Below are 15,870 nucleotides of genomic sequence, written 5' to 3'. Positions count from 1 at the left end.
AACTTTGTTACACTTGTTAAGGATAAAAATAATCAGCTAATACCCAAATAAATAAAAAAATGTATATTTGTTTAAATATTTACCAGCTATGTTAAACAATATTAAGACTAAATTCTCCATCAAGGATCTAGAAAATTTTACCGGTATTAAACCACATACCATTAGAATCTGGGAAAAGAGGTACAATCTGCTCGAACCTTCCAGAACCGAAACTAATATACGATATTATGACGAGCATAACTTCATTAAACTTTTAAACATTAATTTACTTTATAATAATGGTTACAAGATTTCTAAAATCGCAAAATTTTCAGAAGATACATTGTTGTTAAAAGCAAAGGAAGTTGTTGCAGAAAAGGCTATGGAAGAAGGGGCTATTAATTCTTTTAAATTGGCTATGCTTAATTTTAACGTAGTTTTGTTTAACGATGCCTACAATAAATTGTTGGCCAATAAATCTTTTAGAGAGATATTTTTAGAAGTTTTTATTCCTCTATTAGATCACATAGGTTTTTTATGGCAGAGCAAATCAATAAGGCCAATACATGAACACTTTATTTCAAATTTGATTATGCAGAAATTGTATACAAATATTGAACGAAATCAAGTATCTAATTTTACAGAAAATGACAAAACATTTGTCTTGTTTTTGCCGATGAACGAGATACATGAATTAGGTCTTTTATTTTTGCACTACGAATTAACCTTAAGAGGTTACCATTCTATTTATTTAGGTCAAAACATTGCTATAGAGGCTATAGAGGACTTAAAATTATTGTATAATAATATACATTTTATTTCCTATTTTACAGTAGAACCAAGTGAAAATACCATAGACGATTATTTGGAAAAAATACATGATGATTTAATAAAAAATACGAATAATAACTTTTGGTTCTTAGGCAAAAGAGCTGCTGATTATGATAAAGAGATTCCCTACCCAAAAATTCAAGCGATATCTTCGCTCAAAAAAGTTTTGGAAATTATTTAGCGTAAAAATTTCATTTTGTTTAATAAATTATTATATTTGTTAAACAAAATGAAACACAAAGTAATCATAATCGGTTCAGGCTTTTCTTCGTTAGCCGCATCTTGTTATCTTGCTAAAGCGGGTTACAATGTCACTATACTTGAAAAAAATGAAAACATAGGCGGTAGAGCACGAGTTTTTAAAAAAGATGGATTTAAGTTTGATATGGGACCTTCTTGGTATTGGATGCCCGATGTTTTTGAAAGTTTCTTTAGCGACTTTGACAAAAAATCATCTGATTATTATGAGTTAAGTAAGTTAGGCCCTGCCTATCAGGTTTATTTTGGAAAATCTGATAGTATAAAAATTGCTGACAACTTAACAGCAATAAAAGAAACTTTTGAAAAAGTAGAACCGGGAAGTTCTAAATACCTGCAACAGTTTATAGATTCAGCAAAATTTAATTATGATGTTGCCATTAAAGATTTGGTTTATAAACCAGGGAATTCAATTGCAGAATTAATCACTCCTGTAACCATTAAAAGGGTAAATCAGTTTTTTACTAGTATAAGAAAACAAGTAAGAAAAAAGATAAAAAACGATAAACTTGTTCAAATATTAGAATTTCCAGTACTGTTTTTAGGTGCAAAGCCCAGCAATACGCCTTCATTTTACAATTTTATGAACTATGCCGATTTTGGATTGGGCACATGGCACCCAAAAGGAGGTATGTACGAAGTTATCAAGGCTATGACTAGTTTAGCTACAAGTTTAGGAGTTAATATTGAAACAAGTAAAAATGTTTCAAAAATTGTAGTTGAACACGATAAAGCGGTCGGAATTCAAACGGATGATACTTTATTGGAAGCAGATATTATATTGAGTGGTGCAGATTACCATCATACAGAAACATTATTGGATAAACCATACAGACAGTACTCAGAAAGCTATTGGGGCAAAAAAGTTTTTGCTCCGTCATCGTTATTGTTTTATGTGGGTTTTGATAAGAAAATAGAAAATGTATCGCACCATACATTGTTTTTTGATACAGATTTTGATAAGCATGCCGTTGAAATTTACGATAAGCCATCATGGCCAAAAGAACCATTGTTTTATGGTAATTTCCCAAGCTTGACGGAGGGCTCATTTGCACCAGAAAATAAAGAAGCGGGCTTTTTTTTAATTCCAATTGCTCCGGGTATTGTAGATACGCCTGAAATACGCGAGAAATATTTTAATCACATTATTGAAAGGTTCGAGAATTTAACTAGCCAAAAAGTGAAAGAACATATTCTATTCAAAGAATCTTTCTGTGTAAAGGATTTTATAGAAGATTATAATTCTTATAAAGGAAATGCCTATGGCTTGGCCAATATACTTACACAAACCGCTTTTTTACGCCCTAAAATTAAAAGCAAAAAAATAAAGAATTTATTTTTTACAGGGCAATTAACGGTGCCAGGACCTGGTGTACCGCCATCGTTAATCTCTGGAAAAATTGCGGCAAGTTCAATACAAAAACACTATCCAATATTAAAACCAAAAACAGATGGATCAATTGTTTAAAAATGTTTCAATGGGTTGTAGCAAATTGGTTACAAAATCTTACAGCACGTCTTTTACGTTAGCTGTAAAAATGCTTGCACCCTCTATCCGCAATGCCATTTATGGTATATATGGTTTTGTGCGTTTTGCAGATGAAATTGTAGATACTTTCCATAATTTTGACAAAGCACATTTGTTAGACGAATTTGAAAAAGATTATTATAAAGCATATCATGAAGGTATAAGTTTAAACCCGATATTGAACGCTTTTCAGCTTACTGTAAAAAAATATAATATTGATGACCATCTGATTCAATCCTTTTTAAAGAGTATGAAATCGGATTTGGTAAAGACCGATTATTCAGAGAAGGAATATGAGGAGTATATTTATGGTTCGGCCGATGTTGTAGGATTAATGTGTTTGAAAGTATTTGTTAATGGAGACTCAAAAAAATACAATGAGCTTAAAGAATCGGCAATGATGTTGGGTTCGGCATTTCAAAAAGTAAATTTTCTAAGAGATTTAAAAGACGATCTTGAAGTATTAAATCGTTCTTACTTTCCTGAAGTTCATTTCGAAAATCTAGATTTAGATTCAAAACAAAAAATTATTAGAGAAATAGAAGATGATTTTAAAATAGCCTATAAAGGAATTTTGAACTTGCCAAAAGAAGCTAAATTTGGTGTTTATACCGCTTACATCTATTACAGAACTTTATTGAACAAATTAAAAAGAACGCCCTCAGAACAAATTTTAAATACAAGAATCAGGGTTTCAAACCCACGTAAAATAAGTCTATTGGCTAAATCTTTTGTAACTTACAAGTTAAATTTAATGTAAAATAGTATGCTGGTTTTAAAATATATAGCAATAACAATAATTACATTTTTATGTATGGAAGCAGTAACATGGTTAACACATAAATACGTAATGCATGGTATTATGTGGTATTTTCATGAAGATCATCACCAGCCTAAATATCCGCATAAATTTGAAAAAAACGATGTGTTTTTCTTGATTTTTGCCATTCCCAGTATTTTGTTGTTTTATTTCGGGTTGGCTCATAACGGTTTAAACTCTTTGTTTTTTATTGGACTAGGGTTTCTAATTTATGGCACTTGTTATTTTTTAGTACATGATGTGCTGATCCATCAAAGATTTAAATGGTTTAAAAACACAAAAAACAAATACCTTATTGGACTTAGAAAAGCACATAAAGTCCACCATAAACATTTGGGTAAGGAGGATGGAGAATGCTTTGGTATGTTGTTCGTTCCATTTAAATATTTTAAGATATAAATGTCACTCTATCTCATATTAAATTTAGCTTCGCTGAGCATTCCGTTTTTGTACAGTTTTGAAAAAAAAATGCGTTTTATTCAATGGTGGAAAGAAGTTTTTTTATCTATAATAATTGTAGGAGTCTTCTTTATAATTTGGGATATTAACTTCACTAAAAATGGCATTTGGGGTTTTAATGAGAATTATTTGGTTGGTTTAAGCATTTTAGGTCTGCCAATTGAAGAATGGCTGTTTTTTATTTGTATTCCCTACGCTAGTATTTTTATCCATTATGCTTTTCAATATTTTTTTCCAACGATTTCATTATCCATAAAAATAACTAATATTATTACCATTAGCTTAATTCTTCTGTTACTAATTGTTGCTATTAAAAATTATGATAAAGCTTATACTTTTTATAATTATATAATTTTATCAGTATTATTATTGTACAGCTACTTTACAAAAAACAGGCAGTTACCTATATTTTACATCACTTTTTTAATTATTCTGATTCCAATGCTTCTTGTAAACGGAATTTTAACAGGTAGTTTTATTGAAGAACCTGTTGTTTGGTACAACAATTCAGAAAATTTAGGCATTCGGTTAGGAACCATGCCCATTGAAGATATAGGTTATGCATTTACTATGCTATTTGGTAGTATTGTTTTGATTGAAAAAATCAAAAAATCATCATTGTTTACAAATAAAAATAAAGCAACTGTATGAATATTCTACTCACAGGTACTACTGGTTATATTGGCAAACGGTTAATTCCCATATTATTGGATTTAGGCCATAATCTATTTTGTTGTGTAAGAGATAAAGGTAGAGTACCAGAGGTGGTTAAAAACAATAAAAACATTTCGTTGATAGAGGTAGATTTTTTAAAAGAAAATACATTAAAAGAGATTCCAAAAGATATTGATGTAGCCTATTATTTGATTCATTCGATGTCCGCTGACACAAAAGATTTTAAAAAATTAGAACAACAATGTGCCTTAAATTTTAAAAAGGCAATCGAATCTACAAATGCTGAACAAGTTATTTATTTAAGTGGTATTGTCAATGATAGTAGTTTATCCAAACACTTAGCTTCCAGAAAAGAAGTAGAAAACACATTACAATCGAAAAAGTATGCTCTAACCACTTTCAGAGCGGGAATAATTGTAGGAAGCGGCAGTGCCTCATTTGAAATTATTAGAGATTTGGTTGAAAAGTTACCCTTAATGATTGTACCAAAATGGGTAAAAACCAAATCGCAATATATTGCCATAAGAGATGTTTTGGCTTTTCTATCAAAAGCAATAGGTAAAACAGAATTATATAATAATTCCTACGATGTTTTTGGCCCGGAGGTACTTACTTATAAACAGATGATTTTGCAATTCGCTGAAGTAAGGAAGTTTAAACGATACATTTATTCTGTACCTGTAATGACACCGAAGTTATCTTCTTATTGGTTGTATTTTATAACCGCAACTTCGTACAAATTAGCAATAAGTTTAGTCGATAGCATGAAAGTGGAAGTTATAGGCAAATCGAGTAACATTAATAAAATTTTAAATATTGATCCTATATCTTATAAACAAGCCGTAGAAAAGGCATTTATAAAAATTGAGCAGAACAGTAGCGTCTCAAGCTGGAAAGATTCTTTTATTAGTGGTCGGTTCAATAAAAAATTATCACAATATATTGAAGTTCCTCATTCTGGTTGCTATAAGGATGTTAAAAAAAGGGAAGTGAAAAATGAGGAAAAAACCATCGAAAAAATATGGTCTATAGGAGGTGATAATGGTTGGTATTATGGAAATATTCTTTGGAGAATAAGAGGTTATTTAGATAAATTGTTAGGTGGTATTGGGCTAAGGCGGGGTAGAACCCACCCCTCTAAATTGAGTGCTGGAGATTCTTTAGATTTTTGGCGAGTATTATATGCAAATAGAAAGGAAAAGCGATTATTGCTTTATGCAGAAATGAAATTACCGGGAGAGGCTTGGCTTGAGTTTACCGTTATAAAAAACATATTGTATCAACGTGCGGTTTTTAGACCTAAAGGATTGTTGGGGCGGTTTTATTGGTATAGTGTTTGGCCGTTCCATGGGTTTATATTTAATGGTATGATCAATAAATTAGTGAAGGTTTAACTAAAATTGGAGAATGTGAAAAAAATAATAATTATAGGAGGTAGCAAAGGTATTGGCAATTCCATTGTGCAAAGACTAATAGACGAAAACAAAATAACAAATATTAGTAGAACTCCATCTGATATTAATCATAAAAATTTACATCAGTATCAATGCAATGTGTTGGAAGATGAATTGCCAGAAATGGATGAAATTGATACTCTAATTTATTGTCCTGGAAGTATTAATTTAAAACCAATATCAAGATTAAGTTTAAATGATTTTAGAGATGATTTTAATATTAATGTGTTAGGTGCTGTCCGTGCCATCCAAAAATATTTACCGCTCTTAAAAAATGGTAACAATCCTTCTATATTGTTATTTAGTACGGTTGCTGTAAAGTTAGGTATGCCTTATCACGCCAGTATTGCTACAGCAAAGGGTGGGGTAGAAGGGCTTGTAAAATCATTAGCGGCAGAATTGGCACCAACGGTCAGAGTTAACGCCATTGCACCTACGGTAACCGATACTGGTTTGGCAGAAAACCTGTTAAGAAACGATAAAATGAAAGAAAAAATGATAGAAAGACATCCTTTAAAAAAATATCTAGATCCAAATGAAGTCGCGGGTATGGCTCAATTTTTAATTTCTGAGAACGCAGCTTCAATATCGGGACAAATTTTTGAAATGGACTGTGGTATAGTAACCTTAAAGATTTAAAATATGTTTGGATTATTCAAGAAGAAATCAGAGGTGGAAAAGTTAAATGATAGGTATAAAAAGCTATTAGCAGAATCACATCGTTTATCTACTACCAACCGAAAAGCAAGTGATACTAAATATGCAGAAGCCGATATAGTATTGAAAAAGATAGAAGCTTTAAACAATAAATAAATGGCATTTTATCAGTTATATAAAGAACAAAAAATCAATTGTACGATTGATGAAATTTGGGATTTTATTTCTTCACCAGCAAACCTCAAGGAAATAACTCCCGATTATATGGGTTTTGATATCAGTTCAAAAAATCTTCCTGATAAAATGTATGAAGGAATGATTATTTCTTACAAGGTGAGTCCGTTGTTGGGTATAAAAACAACTTGGGTCACTGAAATAACTCATGTTAGAGATAAACGGTATTTTGTTGATGAACAACGTATTGGCCCTTATGCTTTATGGCATCATCAACATATAATTGAGCCTATTGAATACGGAGTTTTAATGAAAGATATTGTAAGCTACCAACCTCCATTTGGGTTTCTTGGAGCCATCGCTAACAGCTTGATTATAAAGAATAAATTAAAAGAAATATTTGATTATCAAATCCTTGCGATTGAAAAAAAATTTGGAACGTATGAAGAAAAATGAGATTACCATATTTTGGTTTAGACGCGACTTGCGTCTGGAAGACAACGTAGGTTTAAATGCTGCCCTAAAAAGTGGATTACCGGTATTGCCTATTTTTATTTTTGACAATGATATTTTAGAAGATTTACCAAAAAACGATGCAAGGGTTTCTTTTATTTACAAATCACTCAAAGATATCCACCTACAGCTAAAAAAGAAGAACAGCTCCTTATTGATTAAAAAAGGGAAAATAGCAGACATATGGAAAGAATTAATTACTGAGTTTAATGTAAAAAACGTATTTTATAATAGAGATTATGAACCCTATGCCCTTAAACGAGACCAAGAAATTACTGATTTATTGAGTTCAAATGATATTGAAGTTTCTAATTTTAAAGACCAAGTAATATTTGAAAAAGATGAAGTTTTAAAAGGAGATGGAGATCCTTATACAGTTTATACACCTTATAAAAATAAGTGGCTTGAAAAATTTAAAAATGATAACTTAGACAGTGTAAAAAACGAGATACTTAATTGGAATCAATTTTGTCAATATGAAACACTATTCCCAACATTAGAAACTATTGGGTTTGTAAAAAGCAAACAGAAAGTTCATTCTCCTAATTTGAATATTATTTCAGATTATGATAAAAATCGAGATTTTCCTGCTAAAAATGGAACTTCATATTTATCACCTCATTTAAGATTTGGTACCATAAGCATTAGAAAATTAGTTGTAATGGCTAATGAAAAAAATGCGGTTTTTTTAAGTGAATTGATTTGGAGAGAGTTCTTTATGCAGATATTGTTCCACTTTCCAAAAGTGGTCACAAATAATTTCAGATCAAAATATGATGGCATAAAGTGGCGGGACAATAAAGCCGATTTTAAACGTTGGTGCGAAGGTACGACTGGCTATCCCTTAGTTGATGCCGGTATGCGTGAATTGAACGAAACGGGCTATATGCACAACAGGGTGCGAATGGTAACTGCTAGTTTTTTATGCAAACATTTGTTGATTGACTGGAAATGGGGAGAAGCCTACTTTGCCGAGAAATTATTGGATTACGAATTGTCATCCAATAACGGTAATTGGCAATGGGCAGCCGGAACGGGTTGCGATGCCGCTCCATACTTTAGAATTTTTAATCCGACAACACAATTAAAAAAATTTGATAAAAATTTAGAATATACCAGAAAATGGATTCCAGAATTTGATTCAGGTTATCCTGAACCTATGGTTGAGCACAAGTTTGCTAGAGAAAGAGCGTTGAAGGGTTATAAAGTTGGGTTGCAATAAAGAAAGTACGAGGTACGGAATACAAGTTACGAAGAAAAAATTATATTTTTTCTAAATATTATCGTGTGGAAGTCCTTCCCTTAGGAAAGGATTTAGGATGGGACATTTCTCTGTGAATCTCTTTTTTCTTTCAGTATCTCTGTGTAATAGCTTACACAACTACACCGCCTCCTCAGAAATCAATTGCTCAATCTGACCATCATTTCCAATTTTATATTGAGTTTGAACGGTTTTGGTCAAGATTTGTTTTTCGTCTTCAGGATCAAAACAGGATTCGTTATCGATTATAATAATATTATAATCTTTGTCAATGGAAAATTGCCTGTCCCAACTACAGTCGTAATTAATACCACCTGCCAAAATCAATTTATCTACTACTTTATTGTTTTCATTAAAAGTTTGAAGTTCAAAATAGGGTAGGGTTTCTGGTTCTTCTGTATTGTGATAAGTAAAAATAAGCACTTTAATATCATTAATATTGGGTAAACGTGTATAAAAATAGCCTTCACCTATATAAGGATAATTTTTACTTTCTGTAATCATTAAATCCTCATCCTTTAAAAAGGCAGTAGAATCGGAAAAATAAGTATTTAATTTTGCATTCTTGTCGATTTTTCCATTTTGCTCAAAAGCTTCTAACGTATAATGATAATCTAAAATAGAATCTTTATCAAAAGCAAATGCATAAGGTAATTTTTGAATAGCGATGCTGTCAAAATCGTTAATTGAAATAAGGTCTTCTACCTTGGTGTCCGTTTCCTTTTTGTTTTTACAAGCTGTAAAAGTTATTATAATTATGAGGGTTGTTAGGATACTTTTTTTTAGCATATTATGTTTTTGTTTCTGTTACGATAGTCATGAACTTTCATTGTTTTTTATGTTCCGTTAGGAACTACATATGGGTTGCACAAATATTGCGTCCAATCCAAATTGTGCCGTGAGGTACAATATATGTTGTATTTCTGTTTCGTACCTGACGGCACGATATTGTTGATTACCAATTTCTTTTCTTTTCTACCCATGTTAAGTCCCTCTGGGACTGTTAATCGTATTTAATATGGGTTAGAATATTACCTTTAAATTTATTGTAATCCGGGAATCATAACCATTTCATCGGTATCTTTATCGTAATCGATTCCCTCAAAATTGAAACCGAAAAGATTGAAAAATTCATCACGATACCCTTCTAAATCCCCAATTTTTGGTAATGACTCTGTGGTTGATTCATTCCATAATTTAGCCACTTTTTCTTGAATATCGTCACGCATTTCCCAATCGTCAATTCGTATTCTTCCTTCGCTATCTATAGGCACTTCATCAAGAAATAATCTTTCTTTATATAATCTATAGATTTGTTCAATACAACCTTCTTGAACGTCTTCCTCTTTCATTACTTTGTACAGTAAGGAAATATATAACGGAATAACGGGAATAGCAGAGCTGGATTGTGTGACCAAGGCTTTATTCACCGATACATAAGCTTTACCTTTTATACTTTTTAAACTATCGGTTATTTTAAAAGCCGTAGCTTCTAAATGGTCTTTTGCCATTCCGATGGTACCTTTTCTATATACGGGTTCAGTTAGTTTTGGACCAATGTATGAATACGCAACGGTTTTAAAATCATCAGAAAGTAACTCTTCTTTTTTGAGTTTATCAATCCACATTTCCCAGTCTTGCCCACCCATTACTACGATTGTATTTTCTATTTCTTCTTCATTACAAGCTTCAATAGATATTTCTTTTACCTCACCAGTATGGAAATCGACAGTTTTATTGGTGTATGATTTTCCAATTGGTTTTAAGACGGATTTATACCGAACACCAGTATCAGGATGCGTTCTAACAGGCGATGCCAAACTATAAATTACTAAATCAATCTTACCTAAATCTTTTTTAATGAGTTGAGCGGTTTGTTCCTTAATTTCATGTGAAAAAGCATCACCATTTATACTTTTTGCATACAACCCTTCTTTATGAGCTTGCTTTTCAAAAGCAGCGGTATTGTACCAACCAGAAGATGCCGTTCTACCTTCTGCAGGTGGTTTTTCAAAAAATACTCCAATGGTAGAGGCATTTGAACCAAACGCACTGGTTATTCGCGATGCCAAACCAAATCCTGTAGAAGCCCCAATGACCAAAACTTTCTTAGGACCGTCAACTGTACCTTGAGACTTTATATAATCAATTTGATTTTGAACACTTTTTGCACAACCGTCGGGGTGAGCTGTGATACATATAAATCCGCGGGTTTTTGGGTGTATTATCATTGGTTGTTTGGTTTGTTACGAGAATTGTTATGTTATTCAGTTTTTTTAACTCATCACTAAAGTTGGAACTTTTATTGTGTATTATTCAGCCATTCTCCTTTTTTTAGGTCAGGAATAAAACAATCAAAGTTAATTTGAATTTCTTTTCCATTATCTAAAAGTCTTACGTCCAATGTCCCTTTGTAAAACCCCCAACTTTTGTGAGATATACTTTGCCTAAGTACTAAAACCTTTAAGCTGTCGGGATATATCTCGTCGCAATTGTTTTTAATCCAACCTTCACTATTCTCAAGATTTGGTTGATAGCTTCGCCACCAATTATCATAAGGTTCAGGATAATAGAACTTTTTCTCGTTGGATTTTGTTTCAGCATCGAATTTCAATTTCTCTTGTCGTTTCTGTTCCGAATATCCACAAGAAATTAGAAGGAACATTAAGATAAACCCAAAAAGTGATTTCAATTCCATTAATTATTTTTCAATTATCTACAGCATAGTTATAATCACATTGCAGTCAAAATTAAAACTTCCCCTACCTAAAAATCGTCTGCTTCCTATCCGGCCCAACCGAAACAATTTTAATTGGTACTTGCAGTTCTTTTTCAATAAAATCTATATAGGTAATTAGGTTTTTTGGCAATTGGTCGGCACTTTCCATTTTTGTAAGATCAGCTTGCCATCCTTTAAACTCGGTATAGTTTACACTCACATTTTCGGGTTCTATATTATAAGGTAAATGCGTAATCTCTTTACCTTTATAGTTATAAGAAGTACATACTTTTAAGGTGTCAAAACCAGAAAGTACATCACCCTTCATCATATTGAGTTGGGTTACACCATTAATCTGTACTGCATATTTTAAGGCAACCAAATCCAGCCACCCACAACGGCGTGGTCTGCCAGTAGTAGCTCCAAATTCGTGGCCTACTTTTGCCATTCTTTCGCCATCTTTGTCAAACAATTCAGTTGGGAAAGGACCAGAACCTACACGCGTGGTATAGGCTTTAAAAATTCCAAAAACCTCACCAATTTTATTTGGGGCAACGCCCAATCCGGTACATGCACCGGCAGCGGTAGTATTAGAAGACGTTACAAACGGATAGGTACCAAAATCTATATCTAATAATGAACCTTGAGCACCTTCTGCTAAAATGGTTTTGTTATTTCGCATAGCTTCAAATAAATATTCTTCGCTATCGATAAAGGTAAGTTCTTTTAAAACCTCAATGGCCTTACAAAATTGTTTTTCCAATTCCTTAAGGTCAAATTGAATATCAACCTCAAAATAATTCAGCATTTTTAAATGCTTTTCGGTCAAAGCTTTGTATTTGTCTTTCCAATCTTCCAATTCTAAATCACCCACACGCATTCCGTTTCTTCCGGTTTTGTCCATATACGTTGGACCAATGCCCTTTAAGGTAGAACCAATTTTGGCTTTCCCTTTAGAAGTTTCAGAAGCGGCATCTAACAACCTATGTGTAGGCAAAATTAAATGGGCTTTACGTGATATTAATAATTTCGATTTAAAATCGATATTATAGGGTGAAAGATTCTCCAGTTCTTTTTGAAAAATAACAGGATCGATTACCACACCATTTCCTACAATATTTACAGCTTTATCATGAAATATTCCCGAGGGAATTGTATGTAAAACGTGCTTGTTTCCATCAAAAATTAAGGTATGTCCTGCATTTGGACCGCCTTGAAAACGAGCTATTATATCGTAATTTTTAGTAAGTACATCTACAATTTTACCTTTTCCTTCGTCGCCCCATTGCAAACCGAGTAATAAATCAACCATGTTGTAATTCGTTATTTTTTATTGTTGTCATTTCGAGGCATTAGCCCCATTGTTAATTACTTTCTGTCATTTCGAGGCACGAGAAATCTTTTGAAACTTACCCGCCCACTTTATTAAAACGATTATTTTTTAGTCGTCTTCTCTTTCTTTTTACCCTTGATTCGCTCCCCATAAAAGTAAAGTGAATGTTTGTTAACTTTTATATCAAAAACTTCTTCTATGGTTTTTTTAATCGTTTGAATTCTAGGATCGCAAAATTCAATTACCTCACCTGTATCCGTTAGAATAATATGATCGTGCTGTCTGTCAAAATAAGATTTTTCGTAATGAGCTTGATTTTGACCAAACTGATGTCGTCTAACCAACCCACATTCTAACAATAATTCTATGGTATTATAAAGCGTTGCTCTGCTTACACGATAATTTTGATTTTTCATGTAAATATAAAGTGATTCAATATCAAAATGATCGTTGTGATCATAGATTTCTTGAAGTATAGCGTAACGCTCGGGTGTTTTTCTATGGTTATTTTGTTCTAAAAAATTGGTAAAAACACTTTTTACAATTTCCTGATTTTTAGAATTATCCATATCTAATTTAGATTAAAAAGCAAATTTAATGAACTGGTTTAAACTTTTGGCGTTTAAGCGAAAATAAATTATTTTTTGCCCAATTGAAGACTTTTTTAAGTTGCTTAGCAGAGCTAAGGAAAGAAAAAAAGACAATAAGTGGGTGAAAAAGGTTCTTTTTAGCAAAATGAGAAAAGATTATACCAGTTCATAATTAAAAAACAAGTATTTCTTATCCGCCTGCTAAAAAATTTAACAACTTTTGAACAAAGAAACCCCTCCGCCTATCGACACCTCCCCTTGAAAATAAGGGGAGGACTCATTTTGTTTATTCCCTGTTAAACAAGTGTTATTCAGTAAATTATTGAACTAATAACTTAATTAACTATTCAAACGTTGAATTTTATCAATCCCCTCTATTTTCTTTAGTTTCTCCATTAATTTCCTCAGCTGATCGTTGTTTTTAACACCAACGGTTATATGACCCGAAAAGACACTTTGACCACCAGAAATATTTATATTATAAATATTTACGTGCATATTGCTGGAAATAACCTGCGTAACTTCATTAACCAAGCCCATATGATCAATACCTGTTAATTTTAAGATAACCTTGTGTTCTTGTTGTGTGGAATCTATCCATTTGGCGGTGATAACCCTATATGCAAATTGCGATTGCATGCTTATTGCGTTCGGACAATTTTGTTTATGCACTTTAATTCCGTCAGCAACGGTTACAAAACCAAAAACTTTATCCCCAGGAATTGGATTACAGCATTGAGCTAATTTATAGGCTAATTTTTCTTCGTCCTTACCGAAAACAAGTAAATCAAATTTGTCTGTTAACTCATCATTTTTATCGTCAACTATTTTTTTATCCCCTCTTTTTATGGTGTTTTTAAAAAACTTATAAATAGCATTACTTCTCTGACTTACAAAATTTTTGAGTTGTTGATTGTCAATAGCTCCGTTACCAAATCTGTAAAAAAGATCGTGGCTGGTCTTTAATTTAAAATAACTGACCAACTCGTTTATTGTTTTTTCGTTAAAAGGAATTTTTAAATGCCTTAATTTACGCGTTAAAGCTGCTTTACCTTCCTCTGCTACCAATTTTTGATCTTCTTTTAAGGCACTCTTTATTTTCGATTTTGCCCGTGCGGTTTGAGCGAAATCCAACCAACTCAATTTTGGTTTTTGGCTGTTAGAGGTAATAATTTCTACCTGATCTCCACTATTTAAGGTGTGGCTTAGCGGAACTAATTTGCCGTTTACTTTGGCTCCTCTACATGTTAAACCAACATCGGTGTGGATGGCAAAAGCAAAATCCAATGGAGTTGCTCCTTTTGGCAACGATTTTATATCACCTTGAGGTGTGAAAATATAAATTTCTTTAGCGTATAAGTTCAATTTGAACTGCTCTACAAAATCAACCGCATTTACATCAGGATTTTCTAACGTTTCTTTTAATTTATTCAACCAATTTTCAAGTCCACTTTCTTTTTCATTGCCGTGTTTATATTTAAAATGTGCGGCATAACCTTTTTCGGCAATTTCGTCCATTCTTCTAGATCGGATCTGAACTTCAATCCAACGACCTTTTGGGCCCATAACCGTAATGTGCAGAGATTCGTATCCCGTAGATTTTGGCTGTGTTATCCAATCACGTAAACGGTTTGGGTTGGGATTAAAACTATCGGTTATAATAGAATAAATTTTCCAGGCATTGAATTTTTCATCTTCTAACTCGGAACTATAGATAATTCTAATGGCAAACTTGTCGTAAATTTCATCAAAAGAAACGCCTTGGTTTAACATTTTCTTTCGGATGGAATAAATGGACTTGGTTCTACCCTTAATTACATAATCAAATTTTTCTTTGTCCAGAGCTTTTTGAACACTTTCGGTAAATGCTTTTATATATTCTTCTTGTTGCTCTTTACTTTCTTTTATTTTGGTGAGAATATCGTTGTAAACTTCTGGTTCTGTATATTTTAAGCCTAAATCTTCTAGCTCGGTCTTAATATTGTACAATCCCAAACGATGGGCCAAAGGTGCATAAATGTACAACGTTTCAGAAGATATTTTTATCTGTTTATGGTATGGCATGGCATCCATAGTTTGCATATTGTGCAAACGATCGGCAATTTTTATCAGAATTACTCGGACATCATCATTTAAGGTCAAGAGCATTTTTCTAAAATTCTCCGCTTGGATAGAAACTTCTTGATCTTTATTTAAACGCGAAATTTTAGTAAGACCATTCACGATTTTGGCAACGGTTTCGCCAAACAACCCTTCAATATCCTCAAAAGTATAATCGTCGGAATCTTCAACTACATCATGTAATAAGGCACACATAATGGAAGTTGCCCCCAAACCAATCTCATTTGCCACAATGGAAGCTACTGCAATAGGATGATAAATATAAGGTTCACCCGTTTTTCTGCGTTGGTCTTTATGGGCATCAACAGCCACGTCAAAAGCTTTCCGTATCATTTCCTTATCTTGTTTTGATAGGTGTTGATACGTAGCATGCAACATTTCTTTATAGCGTTTGGCTATTTCTTTATTTTCTTCCTCTACGGTTACGGTATATGCCATAGAATAAAAGTAATCTAAACATTTTTATTGGGCAAGTTTTTTTGGTATGGGTATTAGAGA

Annotated in this window: 16 protein-coding genes; 10 read left to right on the top strand and 6 right to left on the bottom strand. The window is 32.5% G+C overall.

Annotated elements, in window-relative coordinates:
• Positions 1–88 precede the first annotated feature (88 nt).
• From UMM65_RS03350 to UMM65_RS03305, 10 genes are read left to right on the top strand one after another with little or no spacing between them, the layout of a single operon-like run.
• On the top strand, positions 89–991 hold the full coding sequence (locus UMM65_RS03350) for a MerR family transcriptional regulator (RefSeq protein ID WP_321975056.1): 903 nt from the start codon (positions 89–91) through the stop codon (positions 989–991).
• Between the two features lie 48 nt (positions 992–1,039).
• Positions 1,040–2,536 (top strand): phytoene desaturase family protein, encoded by a 1,497-nt coding sequence (locus UMM65_RS03345; RefSeq protein WP_321975055.1) that lies wholly within the window; start codon positions 1,040–1,042, stop codon positions 2,534–2,536.
• Positions 2,520–3,356 (top strand): phytoene/squalene synthase family protein, encoded by an 837-nt coding sequence (locus UMM65_RS03340; RefSeq protein WP_321975054.1) that lies wholly within the window; start codon positions 2,520–2,522, stop codon positions 3,354–3,356. The genes UMM65_RS03345 and UMM65_RS03340 overlap by 17 nt, the downstream gene beginning before the upstream one ends.
• A gap of 54 nt (positions 3,357–3,410) precedes the next feature.
• Entirely contained in the window at positions 3,411–3,815 is a 405-nt protein-coding gene (locus UMM65_RS03335; protein WP_415859545.1) for a sterol desaturase family protein, read from the top strand.
• A complete protein-coding gene (locus UMM65_RS03330) occupies positions 3,816–4,526 on the top strand; it encodes a lycopene cyclase domain-containing protein (RefSeq protein WP_321975052.1) in 711 nt (236 codons plus the stop codon).
• Positions 4,523–5,944 (top strand): SDR family oxidoreductase, encoded by a 1,422-nt coding sequence (locus UMM65_RS03325; protein ID WP_321975051.1) that lies wholly within the window; start codon positions 4,523–4,525, stop codon positions 5,942–5,944. Before UMM65_RS03330 ends, UMM65_RS03325 begins: the two co-directional genes overlap by 4 nt.
• A 15-nt stretch (positions 5,945–5,959) precedes the next feature.
• Positions 5,960–6,643, top strand: a complete 684-nt coding sequence (locus UMM65_RS03320; RefSeq protein WP_321975050.1) for an SDR family NAD(P)-dependent oxidoreductase — start codon at positions 5,960–5,962, stop codon at positions 6,641–6,643.
• Positions 6,644–6,646: 3 nt separating this feature from the next.
• A complete protein-coding gene (locus UMM65_RS03315; RefSeq protein ID WP_321975049.1) occupies positions 6,647–6,817 on the top strand; it encodes a Lacal_2735 family protein in 171 nt (56 codons plus the stop codon).
• Positions 6,818–7,291 carry an SRPBCC family protein gene (locus UMM65_RS03310; RefSeq protein ID WP_321975048.1) on the top strand — a complete coding sequence of 158 codons (474 nt, stop codon included), beginning with the start codon at positions 6,818–6,820 and terminating at the stop codon, positions 7,289–7,291.
• Entirely contained in the window at positions 7,278–8,570 is a 1,293-nt protein-coding gene (locus tag UMM65_RS03305; protein ID WP_321975136.1) for a cryptochrome/photolyase family protein, read from the top strand. Before UMM65_RS03310 ends, UMM65_RS03305 begins: the two co-directional genes overlap by 14 nt.
• A gap of 159 nt (positions 8,571–8,729) precedes the next feature.
• On the opposite strand, the gene UMM65_RS03300 is transcribed toward UMM65_RS03305, so the two are convergent.
• From UMM65_RS03300 to UMM65_RS03275, 6 genes are all read right to left on the bottom strand, one after another.
• Positions 8,730–9,398 (bottom strand): hypothetical protein, encoded by a 669-nt coding sequence (locus UMM65_RS03300; RefSeq protein WP_321975047.1) that lies wholly within the window; start codon positions 9,396–9,398, stop codon positions 8,730–8,732.
• A 254-nt stretch (positions 9,399–9,652) separates the two neighbouring features.
• A complete protein-coding gene (fabV, locus tag UMM65_RS03295) occupies positions 9,653–10,840 on the bottom strand; it encodes an enoyl-ACP reductase FabV (RefSeq protein ID WP_321975046.1) in 1,188 nt (395 codons plus the stop codon).
• A gap of 71 nt (positions 10,841–10,911) precedes the next feature.
• Positions 10,912–11,307, bottom strand: coding sequence for a hypothetical protein (locus UMM65_RS03290; protein WP_321975045.1), 396 nt, complete (start codon positions 11,305–11,307; stop codon positions 10,912–10,914).
• Positions 11,308–11,371: 64 nt separating this feature from the next.
• Entirely contained in the window at positions 11,372–12,640 is a 1,269-nt protein-coding gene (locus UMM65_RS03285; protein WP_321975044.1) for an adenylosuccinate synthase, read from the bottom strand.
• Positions 12,641–12,762: 122 nt separating this feature from the next.
• Positions 12,763–13,230: a Fur family transcriptional regulator gene (locus UMM65_RS03280; protein ID WP_321975043.1), complete on the bottom strand. Its 468-nt coding sequence runs from the start codon at positions 13,228–13,230 to the stop codon at positions 12,763–12,765.
• A gap of 360 nt (positions 13,231–13,590) precedes the next feature.
• On the bottom strand, positions 13,591–15,810 hold the full coding sequence (locus UMM65_RS03275) for a RelA/SpoT family protein (RefSeq protein WP_321975042.1): 2,220 nt from the start codon (positions 15,808–15,810) through the stop codon (positions 13,591–13,593).
• Positions 15,811–15,870: the final 60 nt, after the last annotated feature.

The organism is Aureibaculum koreense, from assembly GCF_034296135.1.
Lineage (GTDB): Bacteria > Bacteroidota > Bacteroidia > Flavobacteriales > Flavobacteriaceae > Aureibaculum.
This window is presented reverse-complemented; position numbering and strand designations above follow the sequence as displayed.